General features: G+C 58.2%; 22 protein-coding genes. 14 read left to right on the top strand and 8 right to left on the bottom strand.

All coding sequences use genetic code 11. The features are described from left to right. Positions 1–12: 12 nt before the first annotated feature. Positions 13–1,686, bottom strand: coding sequence for a hypothetical protein (locus tag M9Q49_RS16920; protein WP_254509985.1), 1,674 nt, complete (start codon positions 1,684–1,686; stop codon positions 13–15). Between the two features lie 425 nt (positions 1,687–2,111). Here M9Q49_RS16920 and M9Q49_RS35775 point away from each other — a divergent pair, with 425 nt between their 5' ends. The 4 genes from M9Q49_RS35775 (at position 2,112) to M9Q49_RS16940 (ending at position 7,691) form a co-directional block, all read left to right on the top strand. After that, positions 2,112–4,844 (top strand): DUF11 domain-containing protein, encoded by a 2,733-nt coding sequence (locus M9Q49_RS35775; protein ID WP_254509986.1) that lies wholly within the window; start codon positions 2,112–2,114, stop codon positions 4,842–4,844. A gap of 32 nt (positions 4,845–4,876) precedes the next feature. Continuing rightward, the gene (locus M9Q49_RS16930) at positions 4,877–5,731 is read left to right on the top strand and encodes a formyltetrahydrofolate deformylase (RefSeq protein ID WP_254509987.1); all 855 of its coding nucleotides are present in this window, start codon (positions 4,877–4,879) and stop codon (positions 5,729–5,731) included. A gap of 82 nt (positions 5,732–5,813) precedes the next feature. Continuing rightward, positions 5,814–6,596, top strand: coding sequence for a metalloprotease (locus M9Q49_RS16935; RefSeq protein WP_254509988.1), 783 nt, complete (start codon positions 5,814–5,816; stop codon positions 6,594–6,596). Positions 6,597–6,647: 51 nt separating this feature from the next. Beyond that, a complete protein-coding gene (locus M9Q49_RS16940; protein WP_254509989.1) occupies positions 6,648–7,691 on the top strand; it encodes an NAD(P)H-dependent flavin oxidoreductase in 1,044 nt (347 codons plus the stop codon). Between the two features lie 31 nt (positions 7,692–7,722). Here the strand turns inward: M9Q49_RS16940 and M9Q49_RS16945 are convergent, their stop codons facing one another. After that, positions 7,723–9,009 carry an outer membrane protein assembly factor BamB family protein gene (locus M9Q49_RS16945; protein ID WP_254509990.1) on the bottom strand — a complete coding sequence of 429 codons (1,287 nt, stop codon included), beginning with the start codon at positions 9,007–9,009 and terminating at the stop codon, positions 7,723–7,725. A gap of 120 nt (positions 9,010–9,129) precedes the next feature. Next, positions 9,130–9,540 carry an RrF2 family transcriptional regulator gene (locus M9Q49_RS16950; RefSeq protein WP_254509991.1) on the bottom strand — a complete coding sequence of 137 codons (411 nt, stop codon included), beginning with the start codon at positions 9,538–9,540 and terminating at the stop codon, positions 9,130–9,132. Between the two features lie 647 nt (positions 9,541–10,187). Here M9Q49_RS16950 and M9Q49_RS16955 point away from each other — a divergent pair. The 5 genes from M9Q49_RS16955 (at position 10,188) to M9Q49_RS16975 (ending at position 14,717) form a co-directional block, all read left to right on the top strand. Next, on the top strand, positions 10,188–10,643 hold the full coding sequence (locus tag M9Q49_RS16955; RefSeq protein ID WP_254509992.1) for a ferritin-like domain-containing protein: 456 nt from the start codon (positions 10,188–10,190) through the stop codon (positions 10,641–10,643). A 390-nt stretch (positions 10,644–11,033) separates the two neighbouring features. Then, entirely contained in the window at positions 11,034–11,783 is a 750-nt protein-coding gene (locus tag M9Q49_RS16960) for an SDR family NAD(P)-dependent oxidoreductase (protein WP_254509993.1), read from the top strand. Between the two features lie 79 nt (positions 11,784–11,862). Then, positions 11,863–13,074, top strand: a complete 1,212-nt coding sequence (locus tag M9Q49_RS16965) for an NAD(P)/FAD-dependent oxidoreductase (protein ID WP_254509994.1) — start codon at positions 11,863–11,865, stop codon at positions 13,072–13,074. Positions 13,075–13,137: 63 nt separating this feature from the next. Next, positions 13,138–13,605 carry an NUDIX domain-containing protein gene (locus M9Q49_RS16970; protein WP_254509995.1) on the top strand — a complete coding sequence of 156 codons (468 nt, stop codon included), beginning with the start codon at positions 13,138–13,140 and terminating at the stop codon, positions 13,603–13,605. 14 nt (positions 13,606–13,619) lie between these two features. Continuing rightward, complete coding sequence (locus M9Q49_RS16975; protein WP_254509996.1) at positions 13,620–14,717, top strand: serine hydrolase domain-containing protein; 1,098 nt, start codon at positions 13,620–13,622, stop codon at positions 14,715–14,717. Positions 14,718–14,730: 13 nt separating this feature from the next. On the opposite strand, the gene M9Q49_RS16980 is transcribed toward M9Q49_RS16975, so the two are convergent. Then, the gene (locus tag M9Q49_RS16980) at positions 14,731–15,540 is read right to left on the bottom strand and encodes a polysaccharide pyruvyl transferase family protein (RefSeq protein WP_254509997.1); all 810 of its coding nucleotides are present in this window, start codon (positions 15,538–15,540) and stop codon (positions 14,731–14,733) included. Positions 15,541–15,706: 166 nt separating this feature from the next. On the opposite strand from M9Q49_RS16980, the gene M9Q49_RS16985 reads away from it, so the two are divergent. From M9Q49_RS16985 to M9Q49_RS16995, 3 genes are all read left to right on the top strand, one after another. Continuing rightward, the gene (locus M9Q49_RS16985; RefSeq protein ID WP_254509998.1) at positions 15,707–16,300 is read left to right on the top strand and encodes an RNA polymerase sigma factor; all 594 of its coding nucleotides are present in this window, start codon (positions 15,707–15,709) and stop codon (positions 16,298–16,300) included. A gap of 46 nt (positions 16,301–16,346) precedes the next feature. Beyond that, positions 16,347–18,350, top strand: a complete 2,004-nt coding sequence (locus tag M9Q49_RS16990) for a protein kinase domain-containing protein (RefSeq protein WP_254509999.1) — start codon at positions 16,347–16,349, stop codon at positions 18,348–18,350. A gap of 175 nt (positions 18,351–18,525) precedes the next feature. Beyond that, on the top strand, positions 18,526–19,026 hold the full coding sequence (locus M9Q49_RS16995) for a hypothetical protein (protein ID WP_254510000.1): 501 nt from the start codon (positions 18,526–18,528) through the stop codon (positions 19,024–19,026). A gap of 31 nt (positions 19,027–19,057) precedes the next feature. Here M9Q49_RS16995 and M9Q49_RS17000 read toward each other — a convergent pair whose 3' ends face one another. The 3 genes from M9Q49_RS17000 to M9Q49_RS17010 form a co-directional block, all read right to left on the bottom strand. Continuing rightward, a complete protein-coding gene (locus M9Q49_RS17000) occupies positions 19,058–19,573 on the bottom strand; it encodes a helix-turn-helix transcriptional regulator (RefSeq protein ID WP_254510001.1) in 516 nt (171 codons plus the stop codon). A gap of 299 nt (positions 19,574–19,872) precedes the next feature. Beyond that, positions 19,873–21,033: an aminotransferase class V-fold PLP-dependent enzyme gene (locus M9Q49_RS17005; protein WP_254510002.1), complete on the bottom strand. Its 1,161-nt coding sequence runs from the start codon at positions 21,031–21,033 to the stop codon at positions 19,873–19,875. 168 nt (positions 21,034–21,201) lie between these two features. Next, positions 21,202–21,639, bottom strand: a complete 438-nt coding sequence (locus M9Q49_RS17010; RefSeq protein WP_254510003.1) for a TraR/DksA family transcriptional regulator — start codon at positions 21,637–21,639, stop codon at positions 21,202–21,204. A gap of 390 nt (positions 21,640–22,029) precedes the next feature. On the opposite strand from M9Q49_RS17010, the gene M9Q49_RS17015 reads away from it, so the two are divergent. Continuing rightward, complete coding sequence (locus M9Q49_RS17015) at positions 22,030–22,593, top strand: hypothetical protein (protein WP_254510004.1); 564 nt, start codon at positions 22,030–22,032, stop codon at positions 22,591–22,593. Further along, on the top strand, positions 22,590–23,942 hold the full coding sequence (locus M9Q49_RS17020; RefSeq protein ID WP_254510005.1) for a glycosyltransferase family 4 protein: 1,353 nt from the start codon (positions 22,590–22,592) through the stop codon (positions 23,940–23,942). The genes M9Q49_RS17015 and M9Q49_RS17020 overlap by 4 nt, the downstream gene beginning before the upstream one ends. Here M9Q49_RS17020 and M9Q49_RS17025 read toward each other — a convergent pair. Further along, the gene (locus M9Q49_RS17025) at positions 23,893–24,255 is read right to left on the bottom strand and encodes a 4a-hydroxytetrahydrobiopterin dehydratase (protein ID WP_254510006.1); all 363 of its coding nucleotides are present in this window, start codon (positions 24,253–24,255) and stop codon (positions 23,893–23,895) included. The genes M9Q49_RS17020 and M9Q49_RS17025 overlap by 50 nt on opposite strands. Positions 24,256–24,328: the final 73 nt, after the last annotated feature.

Raw genomic sequence — 24,328 nt, forward strand, 5'->3', positions numbered from 1 at the left:
GGGCAATCGCAACTACTCACCCTTGCGGAACTTCTCGAAGTACTGCTTCGTGTGATCGCGCTGTTCACGCGGAAGATTCACTTCCTCAAGCGCGTCGGCATCGCGGGCCGTAGCCGCTTCGAGTTCGGCCTTGGCTTCTTTCAGCGTTTGGCCCTTGATGTTTTTGCCGCCGGCGTCACCGGTGCGGACCGATTCGCCCTTCTGCGTTTGTCCGGCAACTTGCGTGTCGAAGGTGTTCGTCTTCACTTCTTCTTCCGGACGATCGCCCGAGCCTTTGCCGCGACCCATGCCTTGGCCGGGACGCTTCCCCTTGCCTTGCATGCTCGACCGCATGTTGCCCTGCATCTCGCCGTCCTTGCCTTTTCCTTCCTTACCTTCCTTGCCATTCATCTGGTTCTTCGACTCGGCCAGTTGGTCGAGCACTTCGTCGAGGTTTTCGATCTGGTCGAGTTGTTCCTGGGCTTCTTTCATCGCCTTGGCGAGTTGGTCGAGCTTTTCGCCGGCTTCTTTCGGATCGCCACCCTTCTTCATGCACTCGGCGCACTGCCCCATTTTCTGAGCGAGTTGCTCGAGCATTTGCTCGGCCTTCTTGCCCTCTTTGTTCATCTGGTCGAGCTTCTCTTGCAGCTTGGCAGCTCCTTCGCGGTCACCCTTTTCCAGCTTCTTGGCAATCTCTTGCTCGAGCTTTTCGCGGGCTTCCTTCTGATCGGCTGCCATCTGCTGCAGCTTCTCTTTCATCTCGTTCATCTGCTTGGCGATCTGTTCTTTGTCCTTCTCGTTGAGGTTGCCAGCCTTCACATCGTCTTTGAGTTTTTCGAGGGCTTTCTTCGCTTCTTGAAAATCACCCTTCTTCAGCGCGTCGGCGAGCTTGTCGGCCGGACCTTTTTCGATCTTACCCAGGCCGTTGAGCTGCTTCTTCATTTCCTGAGCGCCGGCCATTTCCTTTTGCTTCTGCTGAACATCCTTGACCATGTCGTTCAGCTTGACCTGCACCTGTTTCTTATCGAGGTTGCTTTCCTTCGACAGCTCTTCGAGCTTCTTGGCGATTTCCTTCAGCGCTTCTTCGTTCTTGAGCTCTTCTGGAGTCTTGACCTTGTTGTCTTCTTTGCGAACTGCGTTCTTAAACTTCACGGCCTGCTTCTTGATCGCGTCGGCGAGTTCTTTGGGAGTTTGCGTGCCGGCCACCGCTTTGTTTTCGAGCGAAGCATTGGGCAGGAACAACAAACCGGCAATCACTGCGGTTGGGATGATCGGCAGGGCGAATCGCCACGTCGGTTGAATCTTGAACTGTTCGCGGACATCGATCCGTTCAACTTTGCGAATCGCATCGGCAACCAAAGCCTGGCCGACCTCGGTCTTCATTTCATCTTGATTCAGCGCGAGCGTGCTGCTGACGCGCTCCTTCAAACCAAACCGGCGGTCGAGCTCGATGGCGGCATCAATCGAAGTACGGCGCACGAGATAGGTCCACACGCCGGCAATCAACAAACCCGCGGCAACGCTGCTGCCGAGCCAGCTGTAGTTCCAAACGTCGGCTTTGACGGGCATGACCCAAATTTTGGGAATGGCCAGACCGATCGCCGCGAGAAGCAGCGTGGCGAAGAGGGACCAAACGACGATCGACAGAAACTGCTGACCAATCAGGCGTCGCTGAGCCCGATTCACTTGCCGTTTGATCTCTTCCATGGCGAAGACCTCGCGTTGAAAAGTAGTCTATCGTGCGTGCGCTCCGCCTGAACCGCGAATGATAGCTATTCGCAACCAGCCAAAGCGTATTGCGGTATTATAGGAGTGGCTCGGGGGAAAGCTCCAGCAGGATTTACCCCCGGAGCGGTGGATTTGTTGCGTTTGAATGTTTTTGACCGCTGCGTGCGCAGGGAAACTACACCCTACGAACTAGACGTTGCAACCTGCCCACCTGTTTCGTGATATCGCTCCTCATCTCGCAAATCGTCGACACAATCGGCACCTGCCTGCAGCGTTTTGGCAGCAGAACAGGTTGCTTTTTCGCCTCAGGTTGCCAATTTGCGTGGTAGGTTTCTAGTGTGCCGTAATCCGCCTGCATTCAGGCCGGAAAGTTTGCCTCCTGCGTATTCGCAGCGATAAATCCCGTGAAAACCCAACTCCACATCGCGAAGCTTGCCGGCGTGCTGACCGCCACGGCCCTTTGCGCGCTGGGTGGGTGTGCGATTCCGGCCTTTGATCGCACCGGCGAACGCGTTTTTGCCGGTACGACGCAGCTGGCGAGTGTGAAAGACTGCCCGCTGCTGGCCCATCATCAACAACCGGCGCCAGGCCCGGCACCCGTGGTTCCGCCTGCGGGAGGCCTCGTGGTTGGCCCGGCTGGCTGTGGTCAGCCGCCGCCGCTGGTAGTTGCTCCGCCTCCGCCGCCGGCCATCATTGCCGTGCCGATGACGCCGGCCGCTTGCGCCGCTCCGGTTCCCACGCCGCGACCTTGCCAGGTTCAGCCGACACCGCTGCCGGTGCAACAGTGCGCAGCGCCGCTCCCCGCCAATAGCTGCGACAACGGCCCGCAACTCAAAATCACTCCCAACCGCATCGTCGCCCCCGTCGGCAGCGAAGTCGTCCTGACGGCAGGCATCTGCGGCACCGACGGCTACCTCGTCATGCGGCAGCCCATCGAATGGATGCTCGCGCAAGACGGCGCCGGACAGATCGTCGCCATCGGACAAGAAAGCCCGCACCACGCTTCGTACTTTCTGCGCAACTCGCCGCAGAAAGTCACACCGCAATACGCCCTAGCGCACACCTCGACCATTTCGCAATGCGTTGACCGCGGCACGAAAGACCCAAGTGACGACATTCAACTGCAAAAAGGTCAAAGCTGGATCAGCGTGACGTCGCCGAAGGAAGGCGCTTCGTACGTCACAGTCTGGTCGCCGAAGGAACACAACTTCGACCGCCGTCGTGCTCAAGCCACCATCTATTGGGTCGATGCCGTTTGGAATTTCCCGCCGTGCGCCGTCGCTACGATTGGCAGTCGTACGGGACATCAGTTGCGAACCGTCGTCAAACGTTCGGGCGGTCCAGCCGTCGCCGGTTGGATCGTGCGTTATGAAGTGCTCGACGGCCCGGAAGCCAACTTCGGCGGCGGCAACGCTCGCGTTGTTGATGTACGCACCGACTCAAACGGAGTCGCCGTAGCCGATCTCATGCCGCGAACGAACTCAGCGGGCATCACTACGGTGCGAGTGCAAATTCTGCGTCCCGCCAGCGGCGATCTGCCCGACATGATCGTCGGTCAAAGCACCACTAGCGTGAGTTGGTCGGCGCCGGGCTTGAGTGTTTCCGCCGTGGGTCCGACGACGATTCCTGGCGATGGTTTGCTCAGCTACGAAGTCGCCGTCAACAACACGGGCGACCAGGCTACGCAGGGTGTCGTCCTGAAATTCACACCACCGTCGAATGTGACCGTGCTGAATAGCAGCCCGTCGGCAGAAATGTATGGCAACCGCTTGGAATGGCGTATCGGCGATCTGCAAGCTCGCGGTCGGGCCTCGGTGAAAGTGAATTGCCGGGCCGCCGTCGATGGCGATCTGCGTTCGACCTTCATGGCAGTGACCAGCGATGGCAACTTGAAAGCCGAAGGAACTGCAGCAACGCGGGTCTTCCGCCAGGCACTCGCGGTGCGGATGAATGGGCCCGATGCCGTTGAAGTCGGCAAGCGAGCCACCTTCCAAATCGAAATCACGAACACTGGCAGCGAAGTGCTGCGGAATGTCACGCTCACCGACCGCTTCCCCGCCGAACTCGTTCACGCCGACGGCCAATCGAGCCCGATCGTGAAGACCATCGGCGATATCCAGCCCGGCCAAAAGATCAGTTCACCGGCCGTGACGTTCATCGTCACTCGCCCCGGCCAGCATTCGCATCGACTCGACGTCACCGCCGATGGCAATCAATCGGCTACGGCCCGCGGCGTCGTCACGGGCATTCAATCGCAAATTCAACCGGCGCGTTTACAGCTACGCTTGTCGCAACCGCAGCAAGTGAAAGTTGGTGAAACGGGCGAACTCATTGCCGAAGTGACCAACGTCGGCGGTTCGCTCGCTCGCAACGCAAAGCTCAGCATCAGCTACAGCCCGAACTTTGCCGCCGATCGCGCGACGCCCGGCCATCAGGTGGATGAAGCTCGCCGCACGTTGACTTGGACCATCGATCAACTCGCGGCCGGCGCAGTGCAGAGTCGTCAGTTGAATCTGCGCGGTGTCGCCGCCGATGACCGAGCCTTTGCTCAGATCACAGTCACGCCCGAGAATGGCCAGCCAGAAACGCGGCAGGTGAATATCACGATCACCGGCGGCGGTCGCGCTGCTCCGGTGCCGGTACCGATGCCAATGCCGATGGGCGAAAGCCCGATGCCGATGCCACAAGTGCCGCAACCGCGTGTAGATACCCCGCGTCAACCACCACGCGAGACAACCTTACCAGCCGGCAACCTCGAAGTATCGCTCAGCCAATCGGCGAATCCGATTCCGCAAGGCGGCACGACGCGCTACCTAGTTCGCATCAAGAACGACGCCAGCGGCGCGGATGATAATTTGCAGATCACACTCGTCCTGCCGGACGGCTTGAAATTCAAACGACTTGTCAGCGGCGATCAAAAAATCTTTCAACTGCAAGATGCCACGGCTGGCGTGGTCACGCTCACGCCGATCGCGCTGGTCCGTGCTCGCGAAGAACTGCCGACACTGCAGATCGAAGTGGAAGGAGCCAAGCCCGGCATGCATACGTTCCAGGTCGAGCTCCGCAGCAAGCGCAACACCAAGCCGATCACCCGCGAACGCACGACCACCGTCAACATGCCCTCGGCCCCGCGCTAAGCCAGGCCGCGGCCTGTAGAATTACTCTCCTTATGCAAATCGTCGTTACTGCCGTCGGCCCCGACAACGTTCGCTTGGCCGATCCGATCATTCACTACCTGACCGGTCAGGGCGCGAATATCGCCGAGATCCAGATGTACGACCACGACGAAGAAGCCCTCTTCGCGATGATGGTGCGCGTGCATCTGCCCAAAGCCAAGCTGAGCGAAATTCGTTCCGCCTTAGAAGCGATTGGCGGTGAAACAAAATTAAGCGTCCGCGTGTGGTCGCCGGAAGAACGAGCCGCCAAGCCGCGCCTCGCGATCTGCGTTACTTATCGCACCGAACCACCGCTGGCGCTCTTGCGCGCCGTGCGCGACGGCGTGATCAAAGCGGAAGTCGCCGTGATGATCGGCAATCGCGCGAACTGCCGAGGCATTGCCGAGCAATTCAATGTGCCGTGGGAAAGCATCGGCGAAAGCGATGGCCGGGCCAACGACGATCAGATGATCGGTGTGCTCGATCGCTACAACGTCGATTACGTGATTCTCGCTCGTTACATGCGCGTGCTACCAGCCGGCAGTTGCTGGAAGTACGCCGGCGGCCGAATCATTAATTTGCATCACGGCCTGCTGCCGAGCTTTCCAGGTCTGCGGCCGTATCACGATGCCTATGCAGGCCGGATGCTGACTTACGGCGCGACTTGCCACTTCATCGTCCCCGAACTCGACGCCGGCAATCAAACGATTCATCAATCGACATTCACCGTGCCGCACGGCATGAAGCTCGACGAAATCGTCCGCATCGGCCAAGAGGACAACGAACCACGTTGCCTCGTCGAAGGCGTGCGCCGCGTTGTCGATCGCGAAGTGCAACTTCATTTCCACCGCGTGATTGCCCGGCAGTAAATTCCGCGCACTGTCACTGCGTGATATAAAGGACGCGACCTAATTCCCTTTTGGAATCGATCGCGCTGGAGCTGCTCGCGCTGTGTTACTCGTTGAACCCAATCGCACTCCCTGGGATTTGAATTTTTCGATCCTCGGTTTCCCTGTGCGCGTTCATCCGCTCTTCTGGCTGATGTGCTTGTTGATGGGGCGCGACTACGACGCCAAGGGCATCTTGATTGTCACGGCGGTCTTCTTCGTCTCGATTTTAGTCCATGAACTGGGCCATGCCCTGATGATCCGCCGCTTCGGCCGCGAGGCGCATGTGGTCCTTTACATGATGGGCGGCTTGGCCATCGAAGGCTCGGGCAATCCGTACGCCTCGTCGTACAATCCGCGCGGCGAACGGCGGACTGCGCAGGAGCAGATTTACATTTCGCTGGCCGGTCCGGCGGCGGGTTTTATTCTTGCTGCGCTGGCGGTTATTTTCGCCAAAGGGATCGGCGGCGAAGTGGTGCAAACCTGGTACTACAAAATCATTCCAACCTTCGACATTCGCGTTGGCCCGCAGATCAGCCCACAACTTGCCATGGTGCTCGACATTCTGCTGTACGTGAATATTTTCTGGGGCGTTGTGAATCTACTTCCTGTCTATCCACTCGATGGCGGGCAAGTGGCGATGCAACTCTGCATGCTGCAGGATCCTTACGGCGGGCTCGTACGTGGATTGCAACTCAGCATCGGAGCTGGCATCGTAGCTGTAATCTTCTTCCTCGCCGTGATGGGCCAGGGCGGTTTGTTCCCTGCCATGCTCTTCGGTTCACTCACCGTTTCGAATTACATGGCGTTGCAGCAGATTCAAGGTGGCGGCGGCGGTTATCGCTAACGTGGCAAGTCACGCGGTGACTTGCAGCGCGCGATCGGCGATAATGCGGAAATGAATATCGCCGACTTGTTTCAGATCGAGTTCCCGGTTATTCAGGCCCCGATGGCGGGATCGCAGGGAGTTGCCCTCGCCGCAGCAGTCTCAAGCGCCGGAGGGCTCAGCTCATTCCCGGCCGCGATGTTCACGCCCGATGGTCTGCGCGGTGAGCTGGCAAAACTCCGTCAGCAAACCGACAAGCCGTTCAACGCCAACTTCTTTTGCCATGAGCCGCCGACGCCTGATGCCGAGCGCGAGCGAGCGTGGCGACACGTGCTGTTGCCGTTCTATCGCGAGTATGGAATCGATCCTGAGGGAACCTTCACGACGGCCAGTCGCGCGCCGTTCAGCGCCGAGATGGCGGATGTGCTCGATGAATTCCGCCCAGCCGTGGTGAGCTTTCACTTCGGCCTGCCTGCGCCGGAACTCTTGGCGCGAGTGAAAAAGGCCGGCGCGAAAATCATCAGCTCAGCAACCATGGTGGCCGAAGCGACTTGGCTCGAGCAGCACGGCGTCGACGCGATCATCGCACAAGGTGCCGAGGCAGGCGGCCATCGCGGCATGTTCCTGACGAGCGACATCACGACACAAGTTGGCACGTTCGCACTCGTGCCGCAAATCGTGCGCGCCGTGAAGGTGCCTGTCATCGCGGCTGGCGGCATCGCCGATGCTGCGGGAGTTGCCGCCGCGCGCGAGCTTGGCGCAGCCGGTGTTCAGGTCGGCACGGCGTATCTGTTTTGCCCCGAAGCAACCACTGCCCCGCTGCATCGCACTGCCTTGCAAAGCGAAACGGCGGGGCATACCGCGCTGATGAATGTTTTCACGGGCAGACCAGCGCGCGGCATCATCAGCCGCCTGCCGCGCGAGATCGGCCCGATGAACGCGGCCGCCCCGGATTTTCCGCTGGCAGCCGCGGCACTCTCACCGTTGCGCGCTGCCGCTGAAGCGCAAGGCAAGCCTGATTTTTCGCCACTGTGGGCCGGACAAAATGCTCGCAGCTGCCGAGTTGTTTCGGCGTATGAATTGACACGAGAGTTGGCGTCGGGCTGGAATATGTAGAAATCGTTGGCGCTGACATCAATCGCACAACCTACTTTTTCCCAATGCAAAACAAATGCTTCTCGCCGCGAAGGAAGATTTGTCCCTGCGAGATCGCGAGTGAGGCGAAGCAACGTTCGCCGCAGGGGTTTTCTGCGACAACGTCGAGCTTCTCGCCCGGCTTGATCACTTTCGTCAGACCATCATCGGCGAGCAGGTAGGCGAGACCGTTCGCCGTCACCAGTGAATTGTTAAAACCCTTGCCGAGCCGCTCCTGCCACAAACGCTCTCCATCGGCAGTGAGAAAACAGTTCGCCGTGCCGCGGTCATCGGCCACCATCAAGTAATCGCCCACGACGACCGGCGAGGGGACGTAGCACTTGGCATTCGTGGCATGCCAGGCGACGTGTGTTTCGGTGACGTTGCCGCGGCCGTCGGGGCGGATGCCCATGACGTGATACGTCGGAAAACCAGCGGCCATGAAAAGCAACTTGCCGTCGAAAACCATCGACGCCACGAACTGCTCCGTCGGCCCTTCGATCTTCCAATGTTCCGTGCCGTCGCGGGGGTTCAAGCTGATGATGTGCTTGCTGCCGGAAAGGATCATCTGCGTGCGGCCATCGATCTCGCGAATCAGCGGCGTCACGTAGCTCCGAATGCCGTTGGCCCGCGGTTGCTTCCAGGCCACTTTGCCGGTCTCTTGCTCAAGCGCGACGATATAGCTCTTGCCGTCGTGATCGCCGTTCACAATCACATTGTTTTCGAACAACACTGGGCTCGAGCAAAATCCATGCGCGCTAACGAACTCGCCAGGCCGTTCAATCCACTTCTGATTCCCCTCAAAGTCATATGCGGCGACCACCATCTTGCCGGGCGTGATTGGCCGCGGCGCACCACCGACATTCGGCGCGGGTACAGTGCTGCCGTCGACCTCGAGAAACGAAACGAACACCAGTTTGCCATCCGTCACCGGCGTGCTCGACGCAAAACTATTCAGCGCGTGTTTGCTTTCCAGCGGCGCCGTGAAGACGGTCTTCTGCCAGAGGATTTTGCCGCTCGTACGATCGAGACAAAGGACCACTCGTTCCTTGGTATCGTTCACGCACGCGACGAGAAAAATCCGGTCGCCCCAAATGACTGGCTGAGCATGCCCGATACCCGGAATCGGCGTTTGCCAGGCGATGTTCTCGCCCGTCGTCGCATTCCAGTGCGTCGGCACATTCTCTTCGAGGCTCGTACCATCGCCGCGCGGGCCGCGCCAGCCCGGCCAGTTCTCGCCGGCGGCAGCTGCCGCGGAAAATGTCCAAGCAAAAACCAAGACCAGCAGCAACCGGCGCATAAAACCTCCGACCAGCGTCAAGCACGCATCGATATGCGTGAATGATACTTATTGAACGCAGTGTTGTCTCGCGCGCAGCGCAGAGAACGGGCGAAGCAAAGGATGCCGAGCGGTTGTGAGTTATTCCGCTGACGGCGGCGGGGTGAGCAATTGCGAAAGCTTGATCGCTTCGAGTTGGTGGCGGGTGTTCGTCGTTACCTGCTGAAAGGCATCGCGCAGCTGCGCTTGCGAGTCGTCGGTCACGCCGTCCCCCAATTCCAGGGTGGAATCGTACGGGCCTTCAATCGCTTCGATGACTTCGAGCAGCGAGATTTGATCGGCGGGGCGAACCAAGGCATAGCCACCGTCGACTCCGCGAGTGGAGCGGAGGATGCCGTGGGTAACCAAGTTGCGAAGAATTTGCAGCAGGAACCGTTCCGGCATCTTGCCGGTCGACGCCAAATGGCTGCAGGGAACGGGCCCTTCGGCCTGCAACTGAGCAAGTTGCAGGGTGGCTCGAACCGCATAGGCGACGGTGCGTGAAAGTTTCATGGGCAGTCCATCTTGGCTGCAGGAGCTCTTGCGAGCCGGGGGCCATTGGAACCAGCGAGCTTCAAGTCCGCCTGAAGCACTTCCTCTAATCAGCGATCACTGATTTACATACTTCAAATGTTCAAGGGTTTGAACAAACTGCTAACCAAACTGTGCATCCGGTTAACAAAATCATACAGGAAGCGAAGCCAAGTGTAACGGCAACCACGCTGTTGTCAACCAAATCACTTGCTGTTAGCGACTTTACGAAACGGGCTTTACGCACAGGACAACTGGCATTTGAGAGCCTCGGCTCGACGCTCCCCTGAAGGCGGCATGGCGGGGTTGCCAGCAGCAGTTGCTGATACCGCGTATCGCGTCCAACCAGCCCGTTTGATGAGATGAAATCTCGACATCGGCGATTCGTAAGATATTTCAGCAAAAAGAGTTACTGCAAGGCTGGACAGACTGCCGAAGGTCTGTAAGATTCCCGACAGATGAGTTTTCCAGGGGCAACCGCCAGCCAATCTTAGCGACCGATCGCCAGCTATCGCCCTTCGTTCCTGCCAGCAATCGGTGTGTCGGTTGCGGCCAGTTGTTGCCACAGCGTCTTCGCAGCGATTTCACAGGCAGCAGTTTTAAATCTCCAAGAAAGAGGGGTTTTCGCCATGGATAAGAATCAAGTGATCGATAAGTTGAACGACTGCCTGCGCCATGAATGGACCGGGGTCGCTCAGTACGCTCAGGCCGGCTTCGTTGTTTCGGGCCTGTGGCGGGACGTTTATTCCGAGATGTTCTACGACAGCGCCAAGGAATCGTTCGGTCACGCCAAGAAGGTGGGCGAGAAGATTGTCGCCCTCGGTGGCGTGCCGACCGTCGAGCGCAACAACATCAAGCAGAGCGACGACCTGCTGGAACTCCTCAACGCCGCCCTCGAGTTCGAATCGAAGGCCGTGAAGTGCTATCTCGAAGCGCTGGCCGCCGCCGAGGGTGACCGGGCACTCGTTATCTTCCTCGAAGACATCCTCAAGGATGAACAAGACGGCGTGGATGAATTGACCCGCATCCTCCGCAACCCATCGGCCGTCGCTGCCTCGACCGGCTCGAAGACGAAGGCAGGCTAGTTGCCGCCCTCGACAAGTCACGCCCCCGGGCCCGCCCCGGGGGTTTACCGGCTTTTGCACTACTCAGCTACACGAGTAGTGAGCGCAGTTCTCGCACTAGTCTGACCGGGTGGCCTTCATCATCGCCCCCGCTCCCTGCATAGCACTTGTCGCTTTTCTTGGCGAATAATGGGTGCTCCCGTTTAGCATTTGACGGAATTCTCTTGTAAGAACCGCCGAACCGCCCGGTAAGTCTCTCTGTCAGGTGGGACGGTTCAGCAACTCAAGCTCAGCTAATTTAGCTTTAGCCCATAGACCTGAGCCCGCCCGCAGCAATGCAGAAAACTTGCACAATCCTCCGCCCGTTCAGATTGAGCCCTGTTCAGATTTGAGAAGAAAAGGAACCCAGCCATGTCCCAGAAACTTGCCGGCAAAGTCGCTCTCGTCACCGGTGGTTCACGCGGCATTGGCGCTGCGACTGCCAAGGCCCTCGCAGCCCAAGGCGCGAATGTCGCCATCAGCTATTCGGCTTCACCAGCCAAGGCCGAGGCAGTTGTCAAGGAACTGACTTCCCTCGGCGTGAAGGCTGCGGCCTTTCAAGCCGACCAGGCCGATGCCGCCCAGGTGACCAAGCTCGTTCATCAAGTCCGCGAAAAGTTCGGCCAACTCGATATTCTGGTCAACAACGCAGGCGTCTTCGAAGCCGGCTCGGTCGGCGATCCGAATGCGGATCTGAAAAAGCTCGAGCGTGAATTCGCGATCAATGTCGGCGGAGTTGTTGCCGCGGTTCGAGCAGCCGCACCGTTGCTGCCCGAAGGTGGCCGCATCATCAACATCGGTTCTGTCATCGCGTCGCGCGTTGGCTTTCCAGGATATGCCGGTTACGGTGCGACCAAGGCCGCCGTGGTTGGTTACTCCAAAGGCTGGGCCCGCGACCTCGGCACCCGAGGCATCACGGTGAATGTCGTTCAACCTGGCCCGATCAACACCGATATGAATCCCGAGACAAGCGACTTCGCCGAAGTGCAAAAGTCGACTACCGCCCTCGGCCGCTATGGCCAACCGCATGAGCTCGCGGCGGCGGTGGCTTTTCTCGCGAGTCCCGATGCGTCGTTTATCACCGGCGCCGTGCTCGATGTCGACGGCGGTTATCTGGCTTGATCGTTGGAACAGCAGTTGCTGCTGCCAGCCGTAACCAATCGGCTGGCAACTTCCTTTCGCTAACCACTGAAGCAGCAACGTGAAACTCCGCTCGGGCCGCCCCTATTGGCTGGATGTCGTTCATATAGACGCCAGCGAACCCACTTACCCGCCCCTCGCCGGCGACGCTCTTTGTGAAGTTGTCGTGCTCGGAGGCGGCATTACCGGCGCGCTCGTGGCCTGGCAGTTGGTGAAGCGCGGCATCGATGTGCTGCTGATCGATCAGCGCGACTTCGGCCAGGGGAGCACTGCCGCGAGCACCGGCTTGCTGCAATATGAAGTTGATACGCCGCTCGTCGATTTGATCCGGCAGGTTGGCCGCGAACACGCCGTTCACGCGTATCGTCGCGGTCTGCGAGCCATTGATGAAATCGAACAGCTGACGGTGGAGCTCGGCGATCCATGTGGTTTCACTCGCCAGGAAAGTTTGTATTTCGCGAGCAGCGTCTTCCACTACCGGCAGTTGAAACGGGAATTTGATTGCCGACGAGAATTCGGCTTCGAAGTGGACTGGCTGTCGCGACAACAGCTGCGCGATGTTTCCAGTCTGCGTTCCTCCGGCGCAATCCGCTCTTATGGTGATGGGCAAATCGACCCGTACCAATTCACACGCCGCTTGATCCGCAACGCAACTGCCCAGGGTTGCCGCGCGCACAGCGGCACTAAGGTGCTGGACGTAAAGGAGTTCGCGAGTGAAGTGCGAGTGCACACCGAAAGTGGAGTGATCACTGCAGATAAAGTCGTTTTCGCGACAGGCTACGCAACCAGGCCTTTTCTCGAGGGCGAAGAGGCGGGCTCGCTGCACAGCACTTACGCGCTGGTGAGCGAACCCGAGAGCGATTTCCCCGGATGGCCGAAGCAAAGCCTGATTTGGGAAACGGCTCGTCCTTATTTCTACGCCCGCCAGACCGCGGATGGCCGAGCGATCATCGGTGGCGAAGATACTTCGTTCTCGACCGATCATCGGCGCGATTCGCTGGTCGAACGCAAGATCAAGAAACTGGAACGCCGCTTCCATCGCCTCTTTCCGGAGGCGCGCTTCGCCGTGGCCTACGCCTGGGGTGGCACGTTTGCCGAAACGAAGGACGGCCTCGCCTATATCGGTTCGCCCACCGATCGGCCGCGCGCGTACTTTGCCCTTGGCTACGGCGGCAATGGCATTACTTACAGTGTGATCGCAGCGCAGCTGATCGCTGATATGCACACCGGCATTCCGAATCCAGACGCCGAGGTCTTTCGATTTGGCAGATGATTGGGCAGCCGCTAATTTGATGGTCAGTCGGTTGAACGATCACTCCTCGAGACGCACTTTACAATGCCGCGAAACAGCGCCGGACTTCTCTTGTACCGAATGCGCGACGGCGCGCTCGAAGTGCTGCTCGTGCATCCGGGCGGCCCGTTTTTCAAAAACAAAGAGGAGGGAGCTTGGACAATTCCCAAGGGTGAAATCAACGACGGCGAAGATGTGCTCGCCGCTGCCTGCCGTGAATTTGCCGAAGAAACAGGACTGCAACCAGCAGGTGATTTTCTGAGTCTCGCGAAAATCAAACAAAAGAGCGGCAAGGTCGTACACGCCTGGTCGGTTGCCGGCGAATTTGATCCTACTCAGTTAGTGAGCAACACGTTCCAGATCGAATGGCCACCGAAGTCCGGCAAACAAATGGAGTTCCCCGAGGTCGATCGGGCAGGGTGGTTCCCACTTGCCGAGGCCCGATTGAAAATGAACCCCGCCCAAGTTGCGTGGCTCGACGAGTTATCTAAAAAAATCTCGCCGGCAACATAATCAGGAGCATTGGTATGCAGCGTCGCACTTTTCTCCAAGCCGCAGCCGGAATCGCCTTCGCCACGAAACTAGCGGTCGCCGTACAGGCCAGCCGCTGGGAGACGGCAGCCGAAGTGCTGAATCAGGCCAGCGACAGCAAGCAGATCGAATCGTCGGTCCTCTACGTACGCCAGGGCGATGAGGAGTTCTCGCGCGCATTCGGACAGGCCAAGACCGCCAATGCAATGTTTTTGCTCGGCAGCATTTCGAAGCCAATCAGCGTCGCGGCCGTGATGACGTTGTATGACCGTGGCGAGTTCAAACTCGCTGACCCCATCAAGAAGTTTTTGCCGGCCTTCAAAGGAGATGGGCGCGACGCGGCGACAATTCAGCATTTGCTCACACACACTTCGGGCCTGCCCGATCAAGTGGCCAACAATGCCGAGTTGCGAAAGAAGCACGCGACGCTCGGCAAGTTTGCTGAAGAGACGCTTCGCACGCCGCTCGAATTCGCCGCGGGAAGCAAGTATCAGTATTCCAGTATGGGAATCCTACTGGCTACGCGGATCGCCGAAGTGATCAGTCAGACCGATATTATTTCATTGGTTGAACGCTCGATCATTCGCCCGCTCGGCATGCAGCATTCCGCGCAGGGCATCGGCAAATTTGCAATCACCGATTTGGTGCCGTGTCAGATGGAAGGAGCGGCACCGGAATCTGGCGGCGGCGATCCGTCAGCGAAGGCTTGGAACTGGAACAGTCCGTATTGGAGAAAGCTCGGCGCTCCCTGGGGTGGCACGCATTGTTCTGCCGCGGACGTCGGTCGCTTCCTGGCCGAGTTTCTCAATGAGCGAGGCGCTGCGATCAAACCGGCGACCGCGCGGATGATGATCCAGAATCACAACCCTGCTGGCTTTACAGCGCGCGGCTTGGGATTTCACGTCGGCAAAGAAGCGGGGAGCCCTGGCTGCTCCGAAAAAGTATTCGGCCATACCGGCTCGACGGGTACATTGGCGTGGGCCGATCCTGGCACCAAGACGATCTGCGTCGTCCTCACATCGCTGCCGCGGCGTGGGGCGCTCAAGCATCCGCGCGAAGCCGCGGCCGAGAAGGTTGCCGCGGCAAAGACTTAGCAATCTTGAGATCTTAAAACGCTGCTACATGGCAACGAAAAGGAAAGGCCGACAGCAAGTCATCTTGAATGCGGGCCGCATCCTCTAATCGCTCATCATTCATGCGCGGCAAGAGTGAGGCGAGATTGTCGCCGGCGTCAATAATTCTCGGCCGGGGCGGCGCCGATTGAAATGCCGAAAAGTAATCGAGAAATTTGTACTGCGGCAATTTCTCGCGATTGCAATTGGGAGTTCGAATCCAGCAGCTAGGAATTCCCAGAGCATCGGCGACAACTAAGCCATGCAATGCCGAGGAAGCGATATTTTCGCAACTGGCCACCAGATCGATGGTGTCCTGAATTTCGCCACAAGGATCGATCATCACGATCTCGGACGAACTCTTCGCGATTTCCAGCAGCTCGCGGTTGCGGGCCTCGCTCCAGTGCGGCCAGATGCCCAGTTTGTAGCGGGGTTTGCTAACCGGACGGTAAAAATGACCACACAATAGCGCCGGATCGCCAGTGGCAGCCGTGCTGCGTGCCGGCACATCGAGGCTAGCGAGCGTCAGTTCTCCCCGGGCTGCTACAATGTTGGCGCGTGGAAATTGCAGAGGTGAAACACCCGTAAGTCGCCCTGCCCCCCAGATTACACCTCGGTAATCTAGCCAGGCCCGGTCTGGCCACAGCCAGGGCTCCAAATTACTACCAATTGACAGTAAATCGCTTTTTTCGATGGGAGCCCAGGTAACAATCCGCCCAGTGATTGCCTTTACCAAAGCGGGACCTAGCTTATCGCCGAAGTTACCCGTACCGCGACCGCCTTGCCACCAGTACATGCGAATCATTAGTTGCGCCCCTATGACAACCTTTGTCACCTGCCTTCCGTGCAAGCAAGAATTCTTGCCAATGCAGGTGACACGAGCTGCCGTGTGCAATACGTTGTTCCATATCTCTAGTCGCGAAAACTGATTAAGAGCGGGCTAATTCTTATCAGCAAAATTAGGCACATTCATGTCAAATGAAATTCCTGAATCCAACTCACCCGAATTGGATATCGAATTTGCGCAGCTGATTGAGCTGGTGCGCAAAGGGAATCTGCAAGCTGCCGAGACGCTCGTCGAAAAATATAGTCGCGATGTGCAGCGTTTCGTTCGCCGCTCATTGCATCACAAGTTGCGATCCAAATTCGACTCGATCGACTTTGTGCAGGTAGTATGGGCATCGTTTTTTCGCTGCCCTGAGAAGCTACACGATATGGTGAAGTCGGAGCAACTCATTGCGTATCTCGCCACACTTGCCAAGTTTAAAGTATTGGCAGAAGTACGCCGCCGATTGCAGACGGAGAAACACAACGTCGACCGCGAAGAGCTGACGGGAGGAGACGGCCCTTCGCGCGAAATGATGGGAAATACACCCACGCCAAGTGCCGTAGCCATTGCCAAGGAACGCTGGGACCAACTGCTGGCCAATGAAACCGACCAGGTGCGACGGATCGTTGAACTGCGATTGCAAGGGACGACCTACACCGAGATCGCCACGCAACTCTCGATCCACGAACGAACAGCGCGGAAGACGATCAAACGCTTACTGAGCCAGGCCGCCTAGTTCCCGCGCGCGTTCGCAGGTAATCGCCCAGAGGGGGCACCTCTCCATGACGCACAACGAGCCCGCCGATAATAAGCTGCGCGTGTTGGTTGACGAAGTCATGGACGCTTGGCGTTCAGGTTCAAAGCCCGATGCCCTGGCCATTCTGAAAAAGTATCCCCAGCTGCACGAGCGCCATTCGCTGTGCGTCGACCTGGCCTACGAAGAATTCTGCTTGCGAGAGGAAGCGGGCGAGACGGTCGACCAGAAAGAGTTTTGCGATCGTTTCACGACCGTGCACAACTCACTTTTCCGCATGCTCACCATGCACAATGTGTTGCATAGCATCTCGCTCGGCGTGCCCAAACCAAAATCGACGAATTGGCCGGAGGCGGGCACCACCTGGTGCGGTTGGAAACTGCTCGAGGAACTGGGCCGCGGTGGATTCTCACGCGTATTTCTGGCAGAGGAACCGGCGCTCGGCAATCGTAGTGTCGTCGTGAAGTGTTCCACTTCGGGACCCGGCGAAGCCTTTCTGCTGGGCAAGCTCGAACATCCGCACATCATGCCGATTCACTCGATCCAGCATGACGAGCAGCGGGGCTTGGTCGGCATTTGCATGCCATTTCATGGCCGGGCCACGCTGGCCGAAGCAATTGATCAACTGCAGAGCACCACCGCCTTTCAAATGCCTGCCAGTGATTCGCTCCTGGCCGCAAAGAAGAAGACCAAGGACAAACTCGCTTACTCAGTCGCCGTTGCCGGAGTCATGGAAAAGCTCGCGCGGGGCGTGGCGGCTGCTCACGAAGCGAAAGTGCTCCACGGCGATATCAAGCCCTCGAATATCATCCTGTCGTTTGACGACGAACCACTGCTGATGGATTTCAACCTGTCTACCGACGGGGAAGAAGGAGCTTTGCGGATCGGAGGGACGCCCCCCTACATGGCTCCTGAACGTCTGCCCAAATTAGCCCAGGCCGACGCGGCTACAGCTGGCGAACAAGGCTATCGCAGCGACATTTTTTCCTTAGGGGTCGTCTTCGCCGAACTTCTCTACGGCACGATTCCGTTTGAGTTTGAAGTCGAAGATTTGCTGGTCCGCTACGAGCCTGCGACGCCGCGCGCGACACAGTTGAATCTAGCCGGCTTCGCCGTCCCTGCGCTACTGAAGACCATCATCGACAAGGCAATCGCGCTCAATCCTAAGGATCGATTTGCAACTGCCGAGGAGATGGCCGATGCCCTGGCTGCCTTCGTCCATCAATACGAACGCAGGAAGACACTGATTCGTCTTGCCTGGATTGTTTGCATCGTTGGAGTGCTGCTGACTGGCTGGGGGATTGCAGCTCAGATGCTGAAGCCTAGCCCGCAGCGACTGCTGCTGAATGAGGCAAATCGCTTTCTCTCGCAGCGTGAATATAGCCGTGCGGAAGAGCGATTTTACAAACTGCACCAAATGCTCCCCCGGCATGAATGGCAAGCCGAGCGAGGCTGGTGCTATGCCGGCATGGGCAAGTACGAGACTGCGAAGTCCTTCTTCTTGCAAGCGCAGCCCAACTCAGATCCCACCGGCGCGCTGTGGTACAATATCGGCTTGTGCGACTTGTTCCGCGGCGCACCGCATCCGGCCGTCGACTCTCTTTCCCGAGCGATCAAGCTCGATCCTTCTTATCGGCCTGCGTATTGGCACCGAGCCATCGGGAAGCTTAGGCGAGCCCAAATCGACGGTGCGAAACTCCCGCCCGATATTTTTGACGACATCGAATTTGCTCTCGACGGTCAGCAGATTTCTCCGTATCTCTACTACGATGCTGCGAACCTTTATGGATTTGCCTTGGAAAAATCGCCTGATCAGTCAACGAAGTTACGACCGCGGTGCGAGTGGTGTATCCGCAAAGCACTTGAAGCAGGCGTGCCGCCAAAACAGTTCGCAAACGTAAGGTTCCAGAGTTTCGACATCGAGGCGCTTACTCCTCAACCGTTGCCGCTCAGTGTCGAGCCTTCCGCAAAGATTGAGGCGTTCCGGCCTCTCCCGTTCAACCTTCAGGCCGCGCTCTCTGCGGCTCATTGAAGCAAATTGCTTAGCTAATTTGCTTTGCCCACCTATTTTGCGTGTGCCCGCCAGCCCGCTTTTCTCTTTGCTGCGCGACTTCCTACCTGGACAGACGTTTCCAGGGCCGGATTTCACCGTGCAGGGCGTTCCGTGATGGGAATTCCGCGCCTGGGTCTGTCAAAAGGAGTTGGCAATGTTCTCTTTGAATTTTCTTAATCGCCGTCACCGACAATCTCCCCCCTCGCGCAATCGGCCGTTGCAATTCGACAGCTTGGAAGAGCGTGATCTGCTGACCGTGCCCGATCCGATCGATCCGCCGCCGGAAGATCCACCAGCCCAATATTCGCCGGTTCAAACCGTAGTCGATGAGGGCGAGGTCTCCACCCCGCCGCAGAACTCGCCGTCGCAAATGATGACGCCGTCGCAGGCGCAAGGTGCCCCGGTCCTGCAGTACTTAGGCTGGGAAATGGACGGCAGCACTTGCATTATTTATGGCTACGTCGCTGATGATCAGCCGCTCACTCAAATCAACGTAAACATCGCGGGGCTTTATTCAGGAACCTGCGATGTCACCTGGTATGGCTATTTCTCGATGAGTTTCACGGATGCCAACTGCCCGAGCGGCACCGTATTCGCGCAGGCTCGCGACGCCGATGGCTTGTATTCGAACATCGAATCGACCGAAATCAGCTAAGCGCCACGGTTAAAAAAACTGCCGCCACGGCTTACGGCTGAGGCGGCACTTTTTCCTTCAACCGCTTGGCCATCTTGATCCACGAATCGACCAGCGTTTCGAGCGTGGCTTCATCGCGCTCTTCCTTATCGCTGTGCTGCATCTCAGCCAGGCGTTCCAGCACAAATTCCACTTGAGCCTTGGAAAATGCAGTGGTGACCAACGCCATTTTGGCGAGCGCAATTTCACGGGCCTGCCGCAGAAATCGCATTCCCGAAACGCCCGGCGCGCCTGCCGTGGCTACGGCCACCAGTTCCAAGGGCTGTAACTGCACAAAGCCCAGGCTGTTGGATGGCAAACAATAGCCACCCCCTTTTTCGCCCTGGGCGATCGGAATGCCCGCGTCGCGCAGCAACTGGATATCTCGAAAGATTGTCCGGCGCGATACTTCGAATCGCTTGGCTAATTGCGCGCTCGAACGAGCCTCGCTCTCTTGCAGCAGAAACATCATCTGCAACAAGCGCTTGACCCGCCTGCCATTTTCTTCGTCGTGACTATTACGAACCATTTTTCGTGCCCCGCGAAAGCAGGGGTCCCGGGGAGGGGATGGACCCTGCGCATACGATGTCCCTTCCACTCAGTTGCATTCGGGGCGGGAAAGCGGGCGAGAAATTTTGGAAAATTCCAAAATGGCCCAGAAACCTAGCGATACGCTGGTAATTCAGCGACTTGACGCACATTTCGCGGCAAATTTGACGCTATTCGGAAGGTTTGCGGACTTTTTGTCAGGCTCTTTGTAGTGGTGACAATTGCCGGCAAGTGGTGACAGATTTTGGCCCGCCATCTGAAAATCATGGGAAGGAACGATTAAGTCGCTGGTTTGGGTTCCTTGCCCAACAATTCCCGTAGGGCCGGCAACAGTTTGTCGACCTGCGACTGCTCGTTGTAAAGATGGCAGGAGACGCGGATGTATCTCCCCCCGTTCCATTCGACGACCGGAATTTCGATGTGAAATTGCTGCCACAAGTTTTCTTGCAGCGGTTGCCGCGAACCAGGGGGCAGCGGTACATGGGCCATCGAACAGTACCAGGCGGGATCATCGGGGATGATGGGTTCGAGGCCGGTGAGCTCGCAGAGTTTCTCGCGTGCGTAGCGTGCGAGGCTGTGTGCGTGCGCGCGGAAGGTCTTCAAGCCAATGCTTTCGATGAAATCGATCGCCGCGGGGATGGCCAGAATCGCGGCATAGTCGCGTGTGCCGCTCCACAGAAATTCGTCGGCCCAGTTATTGAGCTTCGTGGGTGGCAAGCGGCCCCAGCTCAAATAGGGTGGACGAATATTCGGCTGGTGAACTGGTGCTGCATACAAAAAGCCGGTGCCGAACGGCGCGCTCAGCCACTTGTGACAACTGGCCGTGTAAAAATCGCAGCCGAGCGCATCGAGGGCTACATCCTCCTGCACGAGCGCATGCGGCCCGTCGATGCAAGTCGCAATGCCGCGCTCGCGAGCAGCCGCGCAGACTTCCTTCACCGGCAGAGTCACCGCCGTCGGCGAGGTGATGTGGCTAATGACGATCAATTTCGTGCGGGGCGTGACGGCAGACATGATCCGGTCAACCGTTTCTGCCGCAGTCGTAAATGGCAGTGGCAGCTCCACGGTTTTGCGTTGTGCACCGACCAAACCGCAAGCTCGGTCCCAGATCCGCTCGACCGCGCCGTACTCGTGATTGGTCAGCAGCACTTCGTCGCCAGCGCTCAGCCGAAATGAATCAGCCACGATATTCATACCGACCGTGGCATTGTCGACGAAAATCAGATTCGCCGCCGTCGTGCCGACGAACTTGGCCAGACGATCGCGAACCGCAAACCAGGCCGGCTCGAGCTGCCGCAGGAAAAAGTCCATCGGCTGTTCGTCGAGTTTGTGCTGCCATTCGAGCCGGGCCTGCTGCACCGGAATCGGCGGCGGGCCGAACGAGCCGTGATTGAGATAGATCGTGTCCGGGCGGAGACGCCAGTGTTGTTGCCAGTTCATGAGGATCGTCGGTCGGCCTGGGATCGATAAAGCGAGTTGCGAGACAAGTGCTGCGGTCAGGAGCCTACAGCGAGTTACTCGGTTTGACGAGTAGATCCAATAAAAAAGCCGACGGTGATTGCTCACCGCCGGCCGGAATGAAGATCGATTGTCGTCGCTTGCGACGTCTTACATTTCGCTCATGTACGAAGCCTTGGGCCGTTCGGTCGGTTCGGGCAAGTCGTACTTATCCCAAGCCGAGCCGGCGCGACGATCGCTCTGGCGTTCGGCTTTGCGGGCGCACTCGATGCACTCGGCGACGTAGGGCACCGCGCGGAGGCGCTCGATGCCTATTGGCCCGTTGCACGAATCGCACTTGCCGTAACGGCCTTCTTCAACGCGCTCGAGGGCAGAGTCGATTTGCTTGAGTTCGCGACTCTCGAAATCGGCTAGTTGCGAGCGGATCGCGGCGTGTTCGCTGTCGACGCTGAAGTCGACTTCGTCACCAACCGTGGCTTGGTTCTGGTCGCGGAGCTCGTTGACTTCGCCGGCCAGGTAGCTGCGGAGAGCCTGGCGGCGCTTCATCAAGCGGTCTTTCATCATGCTGACAAATTCACTGCGTTTCATATTCGATCATCTCCCTGATCGAGATCGCTGCTTGCCGACCCAGATCAAAAATGGCTGACTCCCGTTGCTTTGACTATCTCCTTGCAATTGATGGGCCACATCCTCGCGTCCCGTTTGTCCATCAGACCTACGCAATAGTAGGGGCGTCGGTTCGGTGGACTAGTCGCCGGCATGCGGAATGCGGTTACGCGCGATTCGGCATTGTTAAGGCGAATTCCGGCAACCTTTTGCGGTTGCGAGCGAATGCTGTAGCCAGCCGCAAAAAGAGGCACTTGCGCGGCGGTTCAACCGTGTTTGTCCAGCTCCAATCCGCTTACTTCGTGCGTGGCTCGGTAGCGAGTAGAATGGCGATAACCTCGCCAATCCTCACCACGCGTATCCGTTCCCGCCATGCCTGGCTCGCTTCTTACCCAATGGACCATTCGGCTGGCCCTCGCCTGCCTCGTGGTTTATTTCGCTGCGCTGCTGTGCAATTCTGCCCCCCGCGCCGGCAAGATCGAGACACTGGCGAGTCGTAAAAAGTTCGCTTGGTTGCGCTGGATTTGGACGGCGGGCTGCCTGCTCTTTATCGCTCACGTGGCTTGCGCGTTTCAGTTCACACACCACTGGAGCCACACGCACGCCTGGGAGCACACTGCCGCCGAAACCAAGCGGATGATGGGTTTCGCCTTCGGCAACGGCATCTATGTGAGCTATTGCTTTTTGCTGCTGTGGGTAGCCGATGTCGCACTGCAATGGCTGAACGTTGCGCGGCCAGCCTGGCTGCTGACGGCTGCCTATCTATTCATGTTTTTTATCGCGTTCAACGGCGCGATCATCTTTGAAGATGGGCCGACGCGACCCGTGGGAATCGTCGTTTGCGCGGTCGTCCTGCTGCCGATTGCGGCTTGGTTTGTGTGGAAGCAAGTCGCTAGCCACAAGCCAGCCCTGCCCGCGACGGAGGTGGAAGCATGACGCCACGGCGAATTGCCTACTTCACCTCGGGAGCAGCCGGCATGTATTGCGGCAGTTGCCTGAACGACAACGCGCTGGCCCGCGAACTTCTGTCGCTTGGTCACGACGTGCAGTTGATTCCCTTCTACACGCCGATCCGGACCGACGACACCGATCTGACCATCGATCAGGTCTTCTTCGGCGGCATCAATGTCTATTTGCAACAGAAGGCGCCGGTCTTTCGCTGGGTGCCGCGCTGGCTCGACCGTTGGATCGATCAGCCCTGGATCATCAACCTCGCGACCAAGCTCGGCGGCAAGCTCGACTATCAAAAGCTCGGCGGCCTGGCCGTTTCGATGCTCCGCGGCGAAGCGGGTTTTCAAAGCAAAGAGGTCCATCGGCTGATCGACTATCTCGTCGGCGAAAATCAGCCAGAGATCTGCATCTTCAGCAACGTGCTGACGGCGGGCTGCGTGCCGGAGTTGAAAAAGAAGTTGCCGGTGAGAGTATTCGTCGTGCTACAGGGCGACGACATCTTCCTGCGCGAAATGAACCCCGCCGATCAGAAGCAAGCCATTGCCGAAATTCAGCGGCTGGCTCAGTCGATCGATGGCTTTCTGACGCACAGCGCCTTCTACGCCGATTCGATGTCCAAATTCCTCGGCATCGAGCGAAGCAAAATCCATCAGCTGCCGCTCGGCATTCGCGGCGAAGACTTCGTCGAGAGTGCTGGTGTTTCGCGCGATCAACAGCGGCCGCCAACCATTGGTTACCTTGCTCGATTGGCGCCGGAGAAGGGCTTGCACGTGCTCGCCGAAGCTTGGACTCGGCTGCGCAAGATGCCGGGAACCGAGCAGACGAAATTGAAGATCGCCGGTTGGATGGGTGCGCAGAATCGCGACTATGCCGGTTCGATTTTCCAAGCCCTGAACAAGCAAGGGCTGGCCGGCGAATTTGAATACCTGGGCGAAGTCGATCGGGCCGGAAAGCTCGCGCTATTGCGCTCGATCGATGTGCTTTCGGTGCCGACCGTTTATCAGGATCCCAAAGGGCTGTTCATTCTCGAAGCACTTGCCTCGGGAGTGCCCGTTGTGCAGCCCGATCACGGCGCGTTCCCCGAAATGCTCGGCGAACTCGGCGGCGGTTTGTTGCATCGACCCGAAGATACGCACCACCTGGCCGCGCGACTGCATGAGATTCTGACGAATCCTGAATTGCGGCGAGAACTACGCGAACGAGGCCAAGCCGCAGTGCTGACGCAGCGGACGAACCATGTCGCCGCGGAGGCCTTGATGCGAATTATTGAGCGAGAGGTAACTCTTACTTCTTCAACTCAATCGGCAGCTGATCGATCTTCGCCGCAAGAATGAAATCGTTCTCGCTCAAGCCGCCGATGGCATGCGTGTAGATTTCAATCCAGACTTTGCGATACCCCTCGAGATGCAAGTCGGGGTGATGCTGATCTTCTTCGGCAACGCGGGCCACTTCCTGAAAGAAGCGAATGGCGGCCATGAAGTGCTTCAGCGTCCAATCCTTGCGGATCCGCTGCCCACCATGCGTCATCTGCCAGCCTGGCAGTTTTGCAAGCTGTTCCTGCGCGGCTTCTCGCGAGTAAGGTTCGACGCCTCCCTCGCACGGTTTGCACTTCTTTTGCGTCAGTTCCGCGACTGTTTGCGTAGCCATGATGCAGTCCTCCTTATGAGTACATTATTCCCGCCGCTAGCCTCATCGCGATAGCCATCAACGCAAAAAGCGA

It is taken from the genome of Anatilimnocola floriformis, from assembly GCF_024256385.1.
GTDB lineage: Bacteria > Planctomycetota > Planctomycetia > Pirellulales > Pirellulaceae > Anatilimnocola > Anatilimnocola floriformis.